General features: G+C 59.5%; 17 protein-coding genes. 8 read left to right on the plus strand and 9 right to left on the minus strand.

From position 1 onward, the window contains the following. Positions 1–38 precede the first annotated feature (38 nt). The 4 genes from ACOYXE_RS26590 to ACOYXE_RS26605 all read right to left on the minus strand — a co-directional run bounded on the left by ACOYXE_RS26590 (position 39) and on the right by ACOYXE_RS26605 (position 4,627). On the minus strand, positions 39–989 hold the full coding sequence (locus ACOYXE_RS26590) for an alpha/beta hydrolase (RefSeq protein ID WP_160059513.1): 951 nt from the start codon (positions 987–989) through the stop codon (positions 39–41). Continuing rightward, a complete protein-coding gene (gene ypfJ / locus ACOYXE_RS26595) occupies positions 990–1,877 on the minus strand; it encodes a KPN_02809 family neutral zinc metallopeptidase (protein WP_150706854.1) in 888 nt (295 codons plus the stop codon). Between the two features lie 193 nt (positions 1,878–2,070). Continuing rightward, a complete protein-coding gene (locus ACOYXE_RS26600; RefSeq protein ID WP_460926878.1) occupies positions 2,071–2,904 on the minus strand; it encodes an aldo/keto reductase in 834 nt (277 codons plus the stop codon). Then, a complete protein-coding gene (locus ACOYXE_RS26605) occupies positions 2,888–4,627 on the minus strand; it encodes an FAD-dependent oxidoreductase (RefSeq protein ID WP_405122833.1) in 1,740 nt (579 codons plus the stop codon). The genes ACOYXE_RS26600 and ACOYXE_RS26605 overlap by 17 nt, the downstream gene beginning before the upstream one ends. A 177-nt stretch (positions 4,628–4,804) precedes the next feature. Between ACOYXE_RS26605 and ACOYXE_RS26610 the strand changes: the two genes are divergently transcribed. The 4 genes from ACOYXE_RS26610 (at position 4,805) to ACOYXE_RS26625 (ending at position 8,682) form a co-directional block, all read left to right on the plus strand. Continuing rightward, positions 4,805–5,581, plus strand: coding sequence for an IclR family transcriptional regulator (locus tag ACOYXE_RS26610; RefSeq protein WP_160059510.1), 777 nt, complete (start codon positions 4,805–4,807; stop codon positions 5,579–5,581). A gap of 243 nt (positions 5,582–5,824) precedes the next feature. Next, a complete protein-coding gene (locus ACOYXE_RS26615) occupies positions 5,825–6,886 on the plus strand; it encodes a Gfo/Idh/MocA family protein (protein WP_160059509.1) in 1,062 nt (353 codons plus the stop codon). Between the two features lie 2 nt (positions 6,887–6,888). Then, positions 6,889–7,704, plus strand: a complete 816-nt coding sequence (locus ACOYXE_RS26620) for a sugar phosphate isomerase/epimerase family protein (RefSeq protein WP_405122835.1) — start codon at positions 6,889–6,891, stop codon at positions 7,702–7,704. 99 nt (positions 7,705–7,803) lie between these two features. Further along, positions 7,804–8,682, plus strand: coding sequence for a DMT family transporter (locus tag ACOYXE_RS26625; protein WP_460926881.1), 879 nt, complete (start codon positions 7,804–7,806; stop codon positions 8,680–8,682). A 128-nt stretch (positions 8,683–8,810) separates the two neighbouring features. On the opposite strand, the gene ACOYXE_RS26630 is transcribed toward ACOYXE_RS26625, so the two are convergent. After that, positions 8,811–10,148, minus strand: a complete 1,338-nt coding sequence (locus ACOYXE_RS26630) for an MFS transporter (protein WP_150650584.1) — start codon at positions 10,146–10,148, stop codon at positions 8,811–8,813. A 358-nt stretch (positions 10,149–10,506) separates the two neighbouring features. On the opposite strand from ACOYXE_RS26630, the gene quiC reads away from it, so the two are divergent. Both quiC and ACOYXE_RS26640 read left to right on the plus strand, forming a co-directional pair. Next, positions 10,507–12,408, plus strand: a complete 1,902-nt coding sequence (gene quiC / locus ACOYXE_RS26635) for a 3-dehydroshikimate dehydratase QuiC (RefSeq protein ID WP_160059507.1) — start codon at positions 10,507–10,509, stop codon at positions 12,406–12,408. Between the two features lie 101 nt (positions 12,409–12,509). Next, the gene (locus ACOYXE_RS26640) at positions 12,510–13,187 is read left to right on the plus strand and encodes a TetR family transcriptional regulator (protein WP_160059506.1); all 678 of its coding nucleotides are present in this window, start codon (positions 12,510–12,512) and stop codon (positions 13,185–13,187) included. Positions 13,188–13,291: 104 nt separating this feature from the next. Here ACOYXE_RS26640 and ACOYXE_RS26645 read toward each other — a convergent pair whose 3' ends face one another. Beyond that, positions 13,292–14,146: a shikimate dehydrogenase gene (locus ACOYXE_RS26645; RefSeq protein ID WP_160059505.1), complete on the minus strand. Its 855-nt coding sequence runs from the start codon at positions 14,144–14,146 to the stop codon at positions 13,292–13,294. Positions 14,147–14,151: 5 nt separating this feature from the next. Beyond that, entirely contained in the window at positions 14,152–14,592 is a 441-nt protein-coding gene (aroQ, locus tag ACOYXE_RS26650; protein ID WP_008084592.1) for a type II 3-dehydroquinate dehydratase, read from the minus strand. Positions 14,593–14,906: 314 nt separating this feature from the next. Here aroQ and ACOYXE_RS26655 point away from each other — a divergent pair, with 314 nt between their 5' ends. Both ACOYXE_RS26655 and ACOYXE_RS26660 read left to right on the plus strand, forming a co-directional pair. Then, the gene (locus ACOYXE_RS26655) at positions 14,907–15,335 is read left to right on the plus strand and encodes a DUF4160 domain-containing protein (RefSeq protein WP_460926885.1); all 429 of its coding nucleotides are present in this window, start codon (positions 14,907–14,909) and stop codon (positions 15,333–15,335) included. Continuing rightward, positions 15,332–15,778 (plus strand): DUF2442 domain-containing protein, encoded by a 447-nt coding sequence (locus ACOYXE_RS26660; RefSeq protein ID WP_160059503.1) that lies wholly within the window; start codon positions 15,332–15,334, stop codon positions 15,776–15,778. Before ACOYXE_RS26655 ends, ACOYXE_RS26660 begins: the two co-directional genes overlap by 4 nt. A gap of 54 nt (positions 15,779–15,832) precedes the next feature. Here the strand turns inward: ACOYXE_RS26660 and trmA are convergent, their stop codons facing one another. Next, complete coding sequence (gene trmA / locus ACOYXE_RS26665; protein ID WP_405122836.1) at positions 15,833–16,912, minus strand: tRNA (uridine(54)-C5)-methyltransferase TrmA; 1,080 nt, start codon at positions 16,910–16,912, stop codon at positions 15,833–15,835. Beyond that, positions 16,909–18,204 (minus strand): NCS2 family permease, encoded by a 1,296-nt coding sequence (locus ACOYXE_RS26670; protein WP_095048731.1) that lies wholly within the window; start codon positions 18,202–18,204, stop codon positions 16,909–16,911. The genes trmA and ACOYXE_RS26670 overlap by 4 nt, the downstream gene beginning before the upstream one ends. Positions 18,205–18,296 lie beyond the last annotated feature (92 nt).

The following is an 18,296-nucleotide window of genomic DNA, read 5'->3' on the forward strand; positions in this document are numbered from 1 at the left end:
GCCTGCTCGCGATAGCGTCAGATCAATCAGCACAAAACTTATTCAAACAACGCCTTCTGCCCCTCCGGCGAGGTCAGCATGCCATCGCCGTTATGCCCGACCCCGGGCACTTCCACCAGCCGCTGATTGACGCCCTCGGGATGGCGGCGCAGCAAATAGCCAAAGTACAACTTCCCACGCTCCAGGCGATACGCACCCTGCGCTTCGGCTTCACAGCGCTTGTCCAGCGCCGGATGCTTGGGATCAATATCCTGCTGCCCCAGCAGATAAATCACCTCGCGTTTGACGTAACTGCTCTCAAGCTGCAACGGCGTTTGCCCACCGGCGTACACAGGCATGTCTGACAGACCGTACTTCCAGCGATTGAAACCCGCGCACTTGGCGTGATCGAACGCCACCGGCCTTTGTTCATTGAAGTAGGCATAAGAAGACGGATTGGCCACCACATAGCGCAAACCAATGCCGTTGGCCTTCAGCGCCGGTTGATCCTTGGCCAGCAGGGCATAGCGCTGTACAACCTGGCCGCCGCCGGAATGACCGAAGATTACGATCTGCTTCACGTCCGGAAATTGTTTGCGATCGCTGATCCGTCCGATGATTTCGTCGAGCGCCGCATAGGAACTCAACGGATTCGGCCCTGTGGATAAGCCGCCGCCCATCCACTCGTTGCCTTGCCAGCGCAGCAAGGTGGCGGGGAGCGAGTACAGCGCGACATCGCTTTCATTGAGAAACTGCGGCGCGATCACCAGTGTGTGCGCACTTTGCCCGGCCAGTTCGGCGGCGCTCTCGGCGCTTTTGCGATAGGTTTCCGCGTTGCGCAAGCGGCCATGAATGACGATCAGCACGCGCTCGATTTTTTCTGGCGCGGGGCCAATACCCACCGCCATTTCCCCGGCCTTGAGTTGCAAACGACCGGGGCTGATCGCATCGACACCAGCGGCGTGCGCGGTGCTGCCAACGATCAGTAACGCCAAAAGCCATTTATGCATTTACAGGTTTTTCGCCGCGAAGGTGTCGCACTGGCCGACCTGGCCCTGCGCGAATCCGGTTTTGAACCAGCGCACCCTTTGCGCCGACGTACCGTGAGTAAACGAGTCCGGCACCACACGGCCCTGACCCTGTTGTTGCAGGCGATCATCACCGATGGCGTTGGCCGCGTTCAAGGCCTCTTCGATGTCGCCCGGTTCCAGCCAGTTCAAACGCTTCTGTGCGCTGTAGGCCCAGACACCCGCGAGGCAGTCAGCCTGCAATTCCTGACGCACCAGCAAGCCGCCATCGCCTTCCATCTGCCGGCCTTGCTGGCGGGCTGTCTGAATTTTCGCCGAGACGCCGAGAAGTGTCTGCACGTGGTGTCCGACTTCGTGAGCGATCACGTAAGCCTGGGCAAAGTCGCCGGCAGCCTTGAAGCGTTGCGACATTTCCTGAAAGAACGCCATGTCCAGATAGACCTTCTGGTCGGCGGGGCAATAGAACGGGCCGGTTGCCGAGGTGGCCAGACCACAGGCGGAATTGACCCGGTTGCTGAACAGCACCAGGGTCGGATCTTTATATTGGCGCCCGGCCTGCTGGAAAATCGTGCCCCAGGTGTCTTCGGTATCGCCGAGGATCGAGCGGACGAATTCGGCCTGTTCATCGTTGGCCGGCGGTGCCTGACGGGTTTGCGAGGTAGGCGCCGATTGCTGTGTGGATTGCCCGGCGAGCTGACCGAGGATCTGCATTGGGTCCTGCCCGGTGATCCAGCCAATACCGACGATCAGCAGGATGGCCCCCAGACTCAGGCCTTTGCCGCCGCCGAACCGCATGCCGCCGCCACCGCCGGCATCATCACCACGGGCGTCGACGACGTTGTCACTGCGTCGGCCTTTTTTCCATAGCATGTGGGAATCCTCTGTGTGTATCGGGTGGTGATGAGTGTTGCTGTTGTGTGAGTGTGGCGCCAGTCCGGTCGTCCGTCTATTCGCACACACGCAAACAGGCCCGGCCTCGTGTTGACGAGGTCGGGCCTGTTATTGACGGTCTGGCGCGAGGCAAATTCAATCCCGCGCAAGATTTCTATCGCTGGATTATCAATCAGCGATCAAACGCATCCCACTGCGGTGCGAAATCCGGGCTGACCTGGCGTTGATTTTTCGGCAGTGCGGCAATCAATGCGCGGTCTTCATCGTCGAGTTCGACTTTCAGCGAGGCGAGGTTGGCCAGTTGATTGGTGCGGCTGCTGGCCTTGGGAATCGCTGCGACGTTGGGTTGGTCGAGCAACCATTTCAATGCGACCTGGGTCGGCAGCACGCCGTGCTTTTGGGCGATCTGTTGAATCTGCGGGATGTCCGAGACCTTGTTGCGTGCCAGTGGCGTGTAGGCCGTCAGTGCCATGTCGTGTTGACGGGCGTAGTCGAGCAGAGCGTTTTGGCCGAGCAGGACGTGGTATTCAACCTGAATCGCTGACAGACCGATGCCGTATTCCTCGACGACTTTGCGCAGCAACGGCAGAGGAAAATTCGCCACGCCGATGTTGCGCGCCAGGCCTTGCTCCTTGAACGAGGCCAACGTGGCGAGGGTGCGTGGCAGGTCCCAGTCGGTGGTCGGCCAATGAATCATGAACAGGTCGACATAGTCACTGCGCAAAGCAGTGAGGCTGCGGTCCATGGAGTGGCGCATCGCGTTGGGTTGCAGCTGATCCCACCAGACCTTGCTGGTGACGTGAATTTGCTCGCGCGGTGTCGGTGTATTCGCCAGTGCTTGTCCGACCGCGTCCTCGTTGTTGTAGGCCGCTGCCGTGTCGATGTGTCGATAACCCAGGTCCAGCGCTTGCTCCACGGCGCGGGTGCATTCGTCACCGAGCATCGGCCAGGTGCCGAGGCCCAGCTTCGGCATGTTCAAACCTTGGGCGTTAACGATGTGCTGCATGGTCGATCTCCTGTTCGAAAGCAGTCATGCCGGCAATGTGCCGGGCGGCGATGTAACCGAAAGTCAGCGCCGGGCCGAGGTTGATACCGCCCGCCGGGTAGTGGCCGCCCATGATGCTGGCCATGTCGCCACCTGCTGCGTAGAGGCCGGCGATGGGCTGTTGGTGGGCGTCCAGCACTTGCGCGTGGGCGTTGACCTTGAGTCCGGCGAAGGTGCCGAAGCAGCCCGGCTGGACTTTCACGGCATAGAACGGACCGGTGTCTATTGGGGCAACGCAGGGGTTGGGAAGGTTCGCTGGATCACCCTGTTTGCGGTTGTAAGGTGTGGTGCCGCGTCCGAACAAAGGGTCTTCGCCGTGGCGGGCATGGCGGTTGTAGTCGTCCACGGTCTCGCGCAATCCGCTCGGGTCGATGCCGCAGGCGCGGGCCAATTCTTCAATGGTGTTGCCGCTTTTCAGATAGCCGCTGCGGATAAATTCTGACACCGGCAGCGGAAATGGCCGCGATATGCCCAGTCCATAACGCCGTTGAAAGGCGCGGGTGCAGATCAGCCAGGAGGCGACTTCTTCACCTTCCGGCGCGGCGGCGACCATCGCGCTGACGTAATCGTAATAACCGTTGGCTTCGTTGACGAAGCGCTGGCCGTTACACAGCACGCCGATGATCCCGGGTTTGCCGCGCTCGATGATGTGTGGGAAATGGCCGGTGCTGCCGTCGGAATGTGGCACTTGCGATACCGGCGCCCACGCCACGGGCGAAGCCACATCGGTATTGACCCGTGCACCGACGCTTTCGCCCAGGCGCAAACCATCGCCGTTGACGGCCAGCGGTGGTAGCGCCCAATGCTCGTGACCGGTCGGCGTGCGCGGAAACAGGGCTTTGCGCCGCTCGATGTCATTGGCAAAACCACCGGCGGCGAGCACTACGGCTTTGCGTGCATGAATGCGGATCGGGCCTTTGTCTGTTTTGACCACAGCGCCCGAGATGCGCGAGCCTTCACGCAGCAACGCTGTCACCGGTGCCGATTCCCAGAGCAACACGCCGAGGTCTTCGGCGGATTTTGCCAATCGTGCAATCAACGCCACGCCGTTGACCAATTGCATGGCCCGGCCATGGACCGCGAGGTCTAGCAAATGTCGGGTAAAGCGCCGGGTGACATGCCATGCCGCTTTCAGCGACCGCGTCAGATTGAGGAATGCCGACAGATCCGCCCCGGCCATGATCGGCATGCCCATGAAGGACGTTTCGCGCATCGTTGTACGAAGGCGCTTGAGCAGGCGTCCGACCTTGCGTCCGTCGTAAGGCGCCGCGATGACCGAGCGACCGCCAGTGCCAGCGCCCGGCGTGTCGCCATGAATGTCGGCAATGGCGTTGCCATCAGCAAATTGCAACGCGGTGTGCTGCTCAAAAAACGCGACCATGCACGGCCCGGCTTCAAGAAAGGCATCGATCATTGCCGGGTCAAAGTGCTCGCCCAGTTCATGGCGCAAATAGGTGCGCGGTTGTTCGATGTCTTCGACGATGCCGGCCCGACGGGCCAGCGGATTGCACGGCACCCACGCCCAGCCCCCGGACCAGGCCGTGGCGCCACCGAACAGCGGATCCTTTTCGACGACGATGACTTTCAAGCCATGCCACGCGGCGGTGACGGCGGCCGACAACCCGGCGGCGCCAGAACCGACGACCAATACGTCGCAGTCGATATCAGGGAGTTCGGCAGACATCAAACAACGCTCCAGCGATGAATTATTTTTGGAATTTGATTCCAGAAAATAACCAGCGCTGGTGTAGCACGACAAGCTTTGATTCAACAAAGCGGGCGGTTATCGAACAACCGGTTCCAGATTTCGCTTTACCGCGGATGTCTTCTAGAATCGGCAAAATTTCCTTTGGATATCCCCATGGCCGGCAGTCAAATCGAACGGGTTTTCAGTGTGCTGGAAACCCTTACCAGTGATCCGCGCGGGCTGCCGATGCAGACGCTGGCAGAGCAACTGGATATCCCCAAAAGCGCGACGCACCGCTTGCTCGCCGAGCTGATTCGCCTGGGCTACGTGCGCCAGAATGCGGAAACCTTGCGTTATCACCTGTCGACCAAACTCGTCGCGATGGGCTTCCAGTATTTGTCGAGCAGCGGTGCCGATATCGTCCAGCCAGTGCTTGATCGACTGGCGCAGGAAACCGGCGAACTGGTGCGTTTGGGCGTCATCGATGGCGAGCGCCAGACCTGGATCGCCAAGGCGCAGGGCGCGCGCAGCGGTCTGCGTTACGACCCGGACATGGGCCGCGATGCGCCGCTGTTCTACACCGCGTCCGGGCATGCGTGGCTGGCGTGCATGAGCGATGCCGAGGCGTTGTCGCTGGTCGAGCGGCAGGCGGCGGAGGTGCCGGTGGGCGTCGGGCCGAATGCGCCGCGCTCGAATATCGAGTTGCTGGAACGCCTGCGCCTGGCCCGCGAGCAGGGGTATGCCTGGGTCGAGGAGAGCTCGGCAGTCGGCACTTCGGCGATTGCGGCGGTGGTGAAGCATCCAACGGATGGTCGGGTGATCGGCGTACTGAGTATTGCCGGACCGAGTGCGCGGATGCCGGGGGCACGGTTGCATGAACTGGCGCCGTTGTTGCTGACATTCACCGAAGAATTATCAGCAGCAAGCCTGGCCTCAGAACTGTTTATCTAATCCGAATTCACGCAGTGCCCTTGTAGGAGTGAGCCTGCTCGCGATCGCGGTGTATCAGCTGGCATTAATGTTGGCTGACACACCGTGATCGCGAGCAGGCTCACTCCTACAGGGGATTTTTGTTGTCCACGAAGTTGTGCGGTGTTCGCACGTTTTTGAGATGGATGGGTGTTTGATTCTGGAACTCGGTTCTAAATTGTTTGTGGAGTGTTATTCCGAGAACAATCACAAGAGGACCGCACCTTGAATTCGCCCCTTCGAATCGCCCTGATCGGCGCCGGCAATATGGGCCAGCAACATTATCGGCATCTGCAAACCCTCAGCGAAGCGACGCTGTGCGCAGTGGCTGATCCCGGGCCGCAAGCCGCAGCGCTTGCGGCTGATTGGGGTGTAAGGCATTTCGCCGATCACCGTCAGATGCTCGAGCAGATCAGGCCAGACGCGGTGATCGTCGCCAATCCGAATAATCAACACGTCAGCACCGCGCTCGATTGCCTGGCGGCGGGTGTGCCGGTGTTGCTGGAAAAACCGGTCGGGGTGCACCTGGATGAAGCGCGCGAGCTAGTCGCGGCGGTCAAAAGCAGCGGCGTGCCGGTGCTGGTCGGCCATCATCGGCGCCACAACCCACTGATCGTTCGCGCTCATGAATTAGTGCAGAGCGGGGCGCTCGGGCGGCTGACCACGGTGACCGCGCTGTTCCAGTTGCGCAAACCCGACAGTTACTTCGAGATCCCGTGGCGCCGCGAACCGGGCGCCGGGATGTTGCTGACCAATCTGATTCACGACCTCGATCTGTTACGGCATCTGTGCGGTGAGGTGCGCTCGGTGCAAGCGATCACCGACAACACCGTGCGCGGGTTCGCCAACGAAGACAGCGCGGCGGTGTTGCTGCAATTCGAAGGTGGCACCTTGGGAACCCTGAGCGGGTCCGATGCAGTGGCGGCGCCATGGAGTTGGGAGCTGGATTCCGGTGAGAACCCGGTCTATCCGCGTCAGGCCGATCAGCCGTGTTATCTGTTGGCCGGGACTGCTGGCGCCTTGAGCATTCCGCAACTCAAGCGTTGGCATTACGCCGCTGATCAGGTCGACGCCGGTTGGCATGAACCCTTGTTGATGGTCGAAGAGTCCTACAGCGGTGACGACGCTTTACGCTTGCAGTTACAGCATTTCGTACGTGTGGCGCGGCGTGAAGTCGAGCCGCTGGTCAGCGCTGCCGATGCCGCCCGCACCCTTGCGTTGATTGAAGCCATTCGCGAGGCTGCCGCTACCGGTCGAGCCTGCGCCCCTGCACTGGTCGAGGCTTGAATATGAGTGAACGAATCCTCTCCTTGGCCAGCCTTACCGTGCTGGAGTTATCGCCACCGCAAATGGTCGAAGTCGCTGCGCGGGCCGGTTACAGTCATGTCGGACTGCGTCTGGAACCGGCGACGCCCGAGGAGCATCATTTCCCGTTGGTCGCTGATGCTGAATTGCGCCGTCAGACTTTGCAGCGCCTGCGCGATACCGGCATCCGTGTGCTCGACGTGGAAATCCTGCGTTTGAAACCGCAGACCGTCGTCGCCGATTTCGAGAAACATCTGACAGTGGGCGCGGAATTTGGCGCCACGGAATTACTCATCGCCGGTAATGATCCTGACGAGCAACGACTCACCGACAACTTCGCCGCCCTTTGCGATCTGGCCGCGCCTTACGGCTTGCACCCGCATCTGGAGTTCATGCCCTGGACCGATGCGCGCAACCTCGAACAAGCGCTGCGAATTGTCGGAAACGCTGATCGGGAAAACGCTGCGGTGCTGGTTGATGCATTCCACTTTGATCGTTCGGCTTCACGGCTTGAGGATCTGCAAACAGTGTCGCCGTCGAGGCTGCGCTATGCACAATTATGTGATGTGGCGGGGCCGAGACCGTCAGATATGGCCGAGATCTTGCGTCAGGCGCGCAACGAGCGGCGGTTTCCCGGCGAGGGTGATTGTGATCTGCTCGGGTTGTTGAAAGCGCTGCCGACTAATATTCCACTGAGTCTGGAAATTCCCACTGTGAAACTGCTCGAGCAGGGCGTGAGCGGATTACGGCGGGCGCAGATGGCGATTGATAAAACTCGAGCGTTGTTGGCGCGCCTGTAAGCGGTGCTGCGCACCTATCGCGGGCAAGCCCGCTCCCACAGGGGGAGGCGAGACTGCCTGCGAAGCTCTTGATCTTTTATGGCTCCACAAGGAAATCCAATGACCGTCAGCACCCCGCTCTCCGGAGTCAACCAACCCTTCAAGGGGATCTTGCTGATTGTCGTGGCAACCTTCCTGTTTTCCAGTCACGACGCGTTGTCGAAATACCTGTCCGGTTTCTATCCGATCGTGATGGTGGTCTGGGCGCGTTATCTGGTGCACACACTGCTGATGGCGGGGATTTTTCTGCCGCAATCCGGGTTGCGCGTTTTGCGCACGAAGAAGCCGTTATGGCAGTTGACCCGAGCACTTTGCCTACTCGGTACTAGCCTGTTTTTCACAACGGCCCTGCTGTATATCCCGCTGGCGGAAGCCACGGCGGTGAACTTTCTCGCACCGGTATTGGTGACAGCCTTGTCCGTGCCGCTGCTCAAAGAGCGGGTGACTCGCGGCCAATGGATCGCGGTGATTTGCGGCTTTATCGGCGTTTTGATCATCGTCCACCCGGGTGGTGAACTGTTCACCCCAGCGGTATTGCTGCCATTCTGTTCGGCGCTGTTTTTCTGCTTCTATCAGTTGCTGACCCGCAAGCTTGCGCAAGTCGACAGCCCGACCACCAGTAACTTTTTCGCCGGGCTGTGTAACACGCTGGTGATGAGTGCGCTGGTGCCGTTCTTCTGGCAGGTTCCGACGTTGACCCACGCCGGGCTGATGCTGGCGCTGGGCAGTTGCGGGATGACCGCGCATTTGTTTCTCACCCAGGCATTCCGTCATGCCGCTCCGGCGCTGCTGGCGCCGTTCGGTTATTGCCAGATCGTGTTTGCGGGGTTGTTGGGCTGGTTGCTGTTCAATCACACGCCGAGTCTGTTGACGATCATAGGCATCGCGGTGATCTGTTGCAGCGGACTGGCGGCAGCGTGGCAGCAGAGCCGCCGCTGAGTAGGTTACGCAAAACCTTGTAGGAGTGAGCCTGCTCGCGATGGCGGAGTGTCGGTCGATGAAGTTATTGACTGACACTAAGCCATCGCGAGCAGGCTCACTCCTACAGGTAGCGTTGTGTAGGCAGGTTATTCGGTGACGGTAGGAATCTTGCGCGGTGCCATGAAGTACATCCACGTCAGCGCAATGAAGTACATCGCCGGAATCAGGGTGAACAACACGGTGTAGTTGTTGTTGGTCACGGTGAGGATGTGGCCGACGATCTGGGTCATGAACATCCCGCCGATCGCTGCGCACATGCCGCCGAAACCGAACACGGTGCTCATCATGTGCTTGGGCGTGTAGTCCATTACCAGGCTCCAGATGTTCGCCGTCCAGGCCTGGTGCGCACCGATTGCCAGAGAAATCGCGGCCACCGCCACCCACAGATTGGCAGAGCCAGCCGCCATGACCACACCGATGATGCAGCAGGCGAACAGGAACATCGACAGCAGCCGCGCCTTGATCGAGTTCATCCCGCGACCGATCAGGAACGAAGACAGAATGCCGCCACCGACACTGCCGAAGTCAGCCGTGACGTAGATGATGATCAGCGGAATACCCATCTGGGTGACGTTGATGCCCAGGTTGTATTGCTGATTGAGGAACGGCGGCAGCCAGTACAGGTAGAACCAGAACACCGGCGCGGTCAGCGAGTAGGCGAGGGCGAAGGCCCAGGTGCCACGCATACGGAGGATTTTCGAGAACGGCACGCGGGCCTGTTCCGGTTCGACTTCTTGCTGGATGTAGTCCAGCTCGGACTGTTTAACGCTCGGGTGATCTTCCGGGTTGAAGTACTTCAAGCCCCAGAACAGCAACCAGATCCCGCCGAGTGCCGACATGCACAGGAACGCTGCTTGCCAGCCCCAGACGTGCAGGACCAATGGCAGCAGCATCGGCGTGAACATCGCACCGACGTTGGTGCCGGCGTTGAAGATGCCGGTGGCAACCGCACGTTCGCCGGCCGGGAACCACAGGCGCGTGGTTTTCACGCAGGCCGGGTAGTTCGCCGCTTCAGTCAGACCGAGAATAAACCGGCAGACCATAAAGCCAACGGCTGACGTTGCCAGACCGTGGGCACCGGTGGCCAGGCTCCACAGCAGCACGGCGCAGAAGAACACGCGCTTGACGCCGACCCGGTCGATCAAGCGACCTTGCAGGACGAAACCGATCGCGTAGCCGACCTGAAACCAGAAGTTGATGTTGGCGTAATCCATCGCCGTCCAGCTCATTTCCTTGGCGAGAATTGGCTGCATGACGCCGAGGGCGGCGCGGTCGATGTAGTTCAGGGTCGTGGCGAAAAACACCAGCGCCAGCATGCCCCAACGGGTCTTGCCGACAGCCATGGCGCCGCGGATCTTGTCGCCGATGCCACCTGAGGCAGTGCTCATGGCCGGGGCCATGCGGGAAGTCTGTGAAGGAATCATGTGTTCCACCCGTTTTTGGATTTGTTATTTGGTGTGCTTTTTTCTGTGCACGCTGCGACCGGTGGTTCAGATCCGGACTCAATGTGCGGTCGATGTTGGGCAGTGGACGAAAAATCGTCAATTCGCCAAACCGCCATTGTGTTCGATAATCGCACGCAAAACTAACCGGGTAGTACACTTTAAATTGCTGCCACGTTCGATGCAGCCAATAATTTCCCTACTATAAAAACCCATCCCATGTAGGAGCTGCCGCAGGCTGCGATCTTTTGATTCTGTTTTCACGAATAAAGATCAAACGATCGCTGCCTTCGGCAGCTCCTACAGTAAAGATAAAGCGGCGCAGTCCGGGAGTTGAAACATGCAGCGTTCCATTGCCACCGTTTCCTTGAGCGGCACCCTGCCGGAAAAACTCGAAGCCATCGCCGCCGCCGGGTTCGACGGGGTGGAGATTTTCGAAAACGACCTCCTGTACTACGACGGCAGTCCGCGGGAAATTAAACAGATGTGCGCTGATCTCGGCATCGCCATCACTCTGTTTCAGCCGTTCCGCGATTTCGAAGGCTGCCGCCGCGATCGCCTGGCGCGCAATCTTGAGCGCGCCGAACGCAAGTTCGACCTGATGCAGGAACTGGGCACCGATCTGGTGCTGGTCTGCAGCAATGCCTCGGCCGACAGCGTCGGCGACCAACAAATTCTGGTCGATGACCTGCGACTGCTGGCCGAGCATGCCGGTGCGCGCGGCTTGCGCATTGGTTACGAAGCGCTGGCGTGGGGCCGTCACGTCAACACGTATCAACAGGTCTGGGACATCGTGCGCCAAGCCGATCACCCGAGCCTCGGCGTGTTGCTCGACAGCTTCCATACGCTGTCGTTGAAGGGCGATCCGCGCCCTATCGCCGACATTCCCGGCGACAAGATCTTCTTCGTGCAGATGGCCGACGCGCCGATTCTGGCCATGGACGTTCTTGAGTGGAGCCGGCACTTCCGCTGCTTCCCCGGCCAGGGCGAGTTCGATCTGCCGGGGTTCCTCGCGCCGATCATCCAGAGTGGTTACACCGGACCGCTGTCGCTGGAAATCTTCAATGACGGCTTCCGCGCCGCGCCGCCACGGGCCAATGCCGCCGACGGTTTGCGTTCGCTGCTGTATCTGGAAGAGAAGACTCGCCAGCGTCTGGAGCAGGAAGCCCAGCCTGTGGCCAATCGCGAAATCCTTTTCGAAACACCGAAGGCCAGCGAGTACAACGGCATCGAGTTTCTTGAATTCGCCGTGGATGAAAGCCTCGGCGCCAAGCTGTCGAACTGGCTGGAGCGCCTCGGTTTCGTCAAGGCCGGGCAGCACCGCTCCAAGAGCGTGAGCCTGCTGCGTCAGGGCGACATCAACCTGATCCTCAACTCCGAACCGTATTCGTTTGCTCACAGCTTTTTCGAGGCCCACGGCCCATCGCTGTGCGCCACCGCCGTGCGGGTCAAGGACAGCGCCAGTGCCTTGGCCCGCGCCGTCGCTTACAAAGGTCAGCCCTATCGTGGACTGGTCGGCCCCAATGAACTGGAGCTGGCAGCGGTGCGCGCGCCGGACGGCAGCCTGATTTATCTGGTGGATGAACAGGCCGATGTCTACGGCACCGATTTCAATCTGCTGGCAGATGCGCCGGCACGCGGCGGTCTCAAGCGTATCGATCACATGGCCATGGCACTGCCGGCCGACAGCCTCGACAGTTGGGTGCTGTTCTACAAGAGCCTGCTGGATTTCGAAGCGGACGACGAAGTGGTGCTGCCCGATCCGTATGGACTGGTGAAAAGTCGCGCACTGCGCAGTCGCGACAGTTCGATCCGCTTGCCGTTGAACATCTCCGAGAACCGCAACACCGCGATCTCCCACGCGCTGTCGAGTTATCGCGGCTCTGGAGTGCACCACATCGCCTTCGATTGTGACGATATCTTCGCCGAAGTCAGTCGCGCCAAAGAGGCCGGCGTACCGTTGCTGGATATTCCGCTCAACTATTACGATGACCTTGCTGCGCGCTTCGATTTCGACGACGAATTCCTCAGCGAACTGGCCTATTACAACGTCTTGTACGACCGTGATGCCCAGGGCGGTGAACTGTTCCACGTCTACACCGAACCGTTCGAAGGGCGCTTCTTCTTCGAGATCATCCAGCGCAAGAACGGCTATGCCGGTTACGGCGCAGCGAACGTCGCGGTGCGTCTGGCGGCGATGGCCAAATCACGCAGTGGTGCGGTGCGCCAGGCGAAGTTGTAGGAAATTCGTAAACGCGGGATTAAACACGGGCCGCGCGGCTTCCTTCACTGTGCTGCGCAGCCCATAATCGCCGCCTGTGCAGTGATGGCCGTGAGCCCGCAATGACGATGAATTCAGAACTTTCCGCAGCGACCGAAGTATCCGCCGTGGAGCCGCGCAAGAGTCGCAAGAACAACCCGGAAAAGACCCGCGAGAACATCTTGCAAGAGGCGATCGTCGAGTTCGTCCAGCAAGGCTTGTCCGGCGCTCGCGTGGACGCGATCGCCGAGCGTATTCACACCTCCAAACGCATGATCTATTACTACTTCGGTAGCAAGGAGCAGTTGTACGTCGAGGTACTGGAGAAGCTTTACGGCGATATTCGCAGCACCGAAAACCGCCTGCACCTGGCCGAGTTGGCGCCGGTGGAGGCGATTCGCCGATTGGTCGAGTTCACCTTCGATCACCACGACCGCAATGTCGATTTCGTGCGCATCGTCAGCATTGAAAATATCCACAACGCCGAATACGTGAAGCGTTCCGATGCGATCAAGGCAATGAACAACACCATCCTCGATTCGCTCGGTGAGATTCTGCGTCGTGGCGCTGATGAAGGTGTATTCCGCGCCGGGCTCGACGCGCTGGATGTGCATTTGCTGATCAGTTCGTTCTGCTTCTATCGCGTATCGAACCGGCACACGTTTGGCGAGATTTTTCAGATTGATCTGCCGGATGAAAGTATCAAGCAGCGTCATCGCGAGATGATTTGCGAATCGGTGCTGCGCTACCTGCAGGCCTGACACCGTCCCTGTGGGAGCGAGCCTGCTCGCGAAAGCGGTGTGTCAGTCAACAGATGTATTGGCTGGCCGTACGCCTTCGCGAGCAGGCTCGCTCCCACAGGTTTTTAGCCATTCATGCTTTGAAAGTGCGCGAGCATGCGCTGCGCATCCGGCACCACGCCGCTGAACAGTTCAAACGCCTTCACTGCCTGAAACACCGCCATATTGCCGCCATCCAGCGTCCGGCAACCCAGCGCGCGAGCATTGCGCAGCAGTTCGGTTTCCAGCGGGAAGTACACAATCTCCGCCACCCACAATTCCTTGCGCAGCAGCTCGACTGGTACCGGCATGCCCGGCAGTTTGGCCATGCCCATTGGCGTAGTGTTGACCAGACCGTTAGCCAGATTCAGCGAGCTCGGCAGATCCCGACCGGCCACTGCACGACCAAAGCCAAAATGCTGATTGAGATTGTTCGCTAGGCTCTCGGCGCGCTCACTGTCGACATCGAAAATGCTCAGTTGCTGTACGCCTTCGCTCAACAATGCGTGGGCCACTGCCGCGCCTGCTCCACCGGCACCCATCTGGACTACACGCTCGCGGGCGGCGTCTTTCAGACCTCGGCGAAAACCTTCGGCGAAACCGAGGCAGTCCGTGTTGTGACCGACACGTTTGCCGTCCTTCAGCACTACCGTGTTCACCGCGCCGATGCCTTTGGCTTCCGGCGACAGTTCATCGAGCAGCGGGATGATCGCCTGCTTGCACGGGAAAGTGATGTTCAGCCCGGTGTAGTTCATCCGCTCGGCCGCCAGCAGCAGGTCGGGAAGGGCAGTGCTGTCCATGTTCAGTTGATCGAGATCGATCAATCGGTATAGATAACGCAGGCCTTGGGCATCGCCTTCATGCTCATGCAGCGCTGGTGTGCGCGAGGCCTGAATGCCGGCGCCAATCAGCCCGGCGAGTATTACGTTAGAGCGAGACATGCGATTTACCCCTTCAACCGCTGGCTGAAATGTTCCAGCGCCAGGCGATAGCCATGACTGCCAAACCCGGCCATCACCGCCGTGGCGATCGCCGAGACAAACGAGTGATGACGAAACGGCTCGCGGGCGTGGACGTTGGACAGGTGCACTTCGATCACCGGCAGTTCGCTGGCCACCAGCGCATCGCGAATCGCTACCGAGGTGTGCGTCCACGCCGCCGGATTGATCACGATCCCGGCGCAACGGCCGCGGGCAGCGTGAATCCAGTCGAGCAATTCGCCTTCGTGATTGGTCTGGCGAAACTCCACGGCCAGGCCGAACTCTTCTGCCGCGCGACCGCATAACGCCGAGATATCCGCCAGGGTTTCGTGACCGTAAGTGGCCGGCTCGCGAGTGCCGAGCAGGTTCAGGTTCGGGCCATTGAGCACCAGAACGATAGGGGGCATGAGGGGTAACTCCACTTATTGTTTTTGGCTTTGGCCGAGGATTTCAGCCTGTGGAGATAAAATGTACTAGATGGTTACCATGGTCAATTGAACAAAAATGGACGTGGCGTTTTATGTTCGGTGATCGCACAGAAGCAATATTGATCGAGATATGACGACAGCTTTGCTTACGTTTTTCACTGGAGATTGTCCGGCTCATGACCTGTTGCGAGGCTAGCCTGAAAAGCGGTGAAACGTCATGTGCCGATCACCAGTCGTCGGATTTGAAAGGAATCTTGAATCCTGAAACTTATTAACCTAACGGATGGGTTAGCATGAAGGTGTGCAGCTACAAAGGATTGTCGATTGTCATCATGTTGCGAGATGAGCATTGCCCCCCGCACGTTCACGTGAATGCAGGTAGCTGGAGCGTCCGATTACAGTTCAGTTTCTGGCACAACGATATTGAGCTTTGGGATGTCATGCCGCTTTCTCGTCGACCACCGTTAACCGTGCTGGAAGGCTTGTGTCGATCTCTTGAGCAGCCTGCTCATCTGCGACGAGCACGCGGGATCTGGTGGTCAAGATTGCAAACTGTCTGTCTCGACAATCAATTGTGGGACAGCCATTCAAACGAAGTGCTGGGGATGAAACTCGTCACTGACAAGACACACAGAGTGGGATCGGCGCGTTATCTGCCAGAAGAGGGCAAAACTCTTCTGACATTGATAGGCGCATTGGAAGGAGTGGAAATCGATTTATGAAAGTCATCAAGGCTAAGCCATCCACACATCGTCCCCTGACGAAGGAGATGATCGACGCCGCCATCCTGCAAGGGGAGGCACGCCGAGCGAGTAGCTTGCAGGCTGTCTCCGTAACCTTTGAAGAATCATCTCTGGTCATCCGTTTTGAGGATGGCAGTGGTGTGTTGCTTCCGGTGAGCCAGTATCCAGAGTTTGACGGGTTTGATGCAGGCGATTACGAGGGGCTGACAGTCGGATTCGCAGGCACTGCGCTTTGCCATGAGGGCAAAGACCTTGACGTTTCCATTGCCGGGATGATTTCAGCGAGCCCGTCACTCATGAAGATGGCTGCGTCGGTGGTTGCATCGCGTAACGGTCGTCAAAGCAGTGCTGCAAAGTCCGAAGCTGCTCGAGCGAATGGCAAAAAGGGCGGGCGACCACGCAAGGCCGATCCCGCTTTGTAAAAACCACAAAAAAGCCGTCAATCACGACGGCTTTCTCGTATCAGCTTCCCGCAATCAACGCCGGGTCAGCAACACACCCGATTCCATGTGATGCGTCCACGGGAACTGGTCAAACAACGCGCACTGGGTAATACGGTGCGTGTCGTGCAACTGGGCGATGTTCGCCGCCAGGGTTTCCGGGTTGCAGGAGATGTACAGGATGTTGTCGAAGCGCCGGGTCAGCTCGCAGGTGTCCGGGTCCATGCCGGCACGCGGCGGGTCGACGAAGACGCTGCCGAACTCGTAGCTCTTCAGGTCGATGCCTTGCAGACGACGGAACGGGCGCACTTCGTTGAGCGCTTCGGTCAGTTCTTCGGCGGACAAACGTACCAGAGTGACATTATCCACAGCGTTTTCGCTGAGGTTGCTCAATGCAGCGTTGACCGAGGTCTTGCTGATTTCGGTGGCCAGCACTTTGCGCACGCGAGTGGCGAGCGGCAGGGTGAAGTTGCCGTTGCCGCAGTACAGCTCCAGCAGATCGTCGTTGCGATCGCCTAGCGCTTCGTACGCCCAGTTGAGCATCTTCTGGTTCACCGTGCCGTTAGGCTGGGTGAACGCGCCTTCCGGCTGGCGATAGCTGAACGTGCGACCGCCGACGTCGAGTTTCTCGACCACGTAATCGAGGCCAAGCACTTCGCGTTTGCCCTTCGAGCGACCGATGATGCTGACGCCGAGATCCGCCGCCAGTTTCGTCGCCGCCGCGTGCCAGTGCTCGTCCAGCGGACGGTGGTAGCACAGGGTGATCATCGCATCGCCGGACAGCGTGGTCAGGAACTCCACCTGAAACAGTTTGTGGCTCAGCGCCGAACTGGCCTGCCATGCCGCTTTCAACTGCGGCATCAACTGATTGATGCGCAGGCTGGCAATCGGGAATTCTTCAATCAGAATCGGCGTGCGTTTGTCGTCCTGAGCGAACATCGCGTAATGCCGGTCGCTGCCCTCGCGCCACAGGCGGAACTCGGCGCGCAGACGGAAGTTCTGCAGCGGCGAGTCGAACACCGTCGGCTCAGGTGCATCGAACGGTGCCAGCAGATCACGCAAACGCGTGACCTTGGCTTCTAGTTGCTCGGCGTAAGCCTGGGAATCGAAAGTCATGCGTTGAACCAACCCAACTTGATCACAAACAGAATCGACAGAATCACCAGCGCCGGGTTCAGCTCACGTGCGCGGCCCGACAGCAGCTTGATCACGGTCCAGGCGATGAAACCGAAGGCGATGCCGTTGGCGATCGAGTAAGTGAATGGCATGGCCAGTGCGGTCACGACAACTGGCGCGGCAACGGTGATGTCGTCCCAGTCTATTTCGGCCAGACCGGAAGTCATCAACACGGCGACGAACAGCAGCGCTGGTGCAGTGGCGAAGGCCGGAACGCTGGCCGCCAGTGGCGAAAAGAACAGCGCCAGCAGGAACAGAATCGCCACGACGATGGCGGTGAGACCGGTACGCCCGCCCGCACTCACGCCGGCAGCAGATTCGATGTAACTGGTGGTGGTCGACGTACCCAGCAACGAACCGGCCATGGCCGCGGTGCTGTCGGCGATCAGTGCGCGGCCCATTTTCGGCATGTGGCCGTCCTTGCCCATCAGGCCGGCGCGCTTGGCGACGCCGATCAGGGTGCCGGAGTTGTCGAAGAGGTCGACGAACAGGAACGCGAAAATCACGCTGACCAGACCGATGTCCAGTGCGCCTTTGATGTCCAGTTGCATGAAGGTCGGCGCCAGCGAAGGTGGCATCGAGGTCACGCCGTTGAACGGGGTGACGCCCATGGCGATGGAAATGATGGTCACTGCCAGAATGCCGATCAGTACTGCACCGCGCACTTTCAGCGCTTCGAGGGCAACGATCAGGGCAAAGCCGAGGGTGGCGAGGATCGGTGCCGGGGCTTTCAAGTCACCGAGGCCGACCATGGTCGCCGGGTTGCTGACCACGATGCCAGCGTTGTGCAGGGCGATCAGTGCCAGGAACAGGCCGATACCGGCAGCAATCGCCGAGCGCAGCGGCAGCGGGATGCTGTTTATGATCCATTCACGGATGCGGAAGATCGACAGCAGGAAGAAGCACACGGCCGAGATGAATACGGCACCCAGTGCGACTTGCCAGGTGTGGCCCATGTGCAGGACGACGGTGTAGGTGAAGAAGGCGTTCAGACCCATGCCCGGCGCAAGGGCGATCGGGTAGTTGGCGATCAGGCCCATGATCGTCGAACCGATCGCAGCCGCCAGACAGGTGGCGACAAACACCGCACCCTTGTCCATGCCGGTCTCGCCGAGAATGCTCGGATTGACGAACAGAATGTAGGCCATGGCCAAGAAAGTCGTGATGCCCGCCAGAATCTCGGTGCGCACGTTGGTGTTGTGTGCCTTGAGTTGAAACAGCCTTTCCAGCATGTCTGCTCCCCGTGGCGCGCGTGGCGCCGTGAATGTATCGACCTCAACAGCAAAGCACAGACCATCGCAAGCGCCTGGAAAATTGTGGTGGG

Source organism: Pseudomonas sp. MC6 (assembly GCF_054790575.1).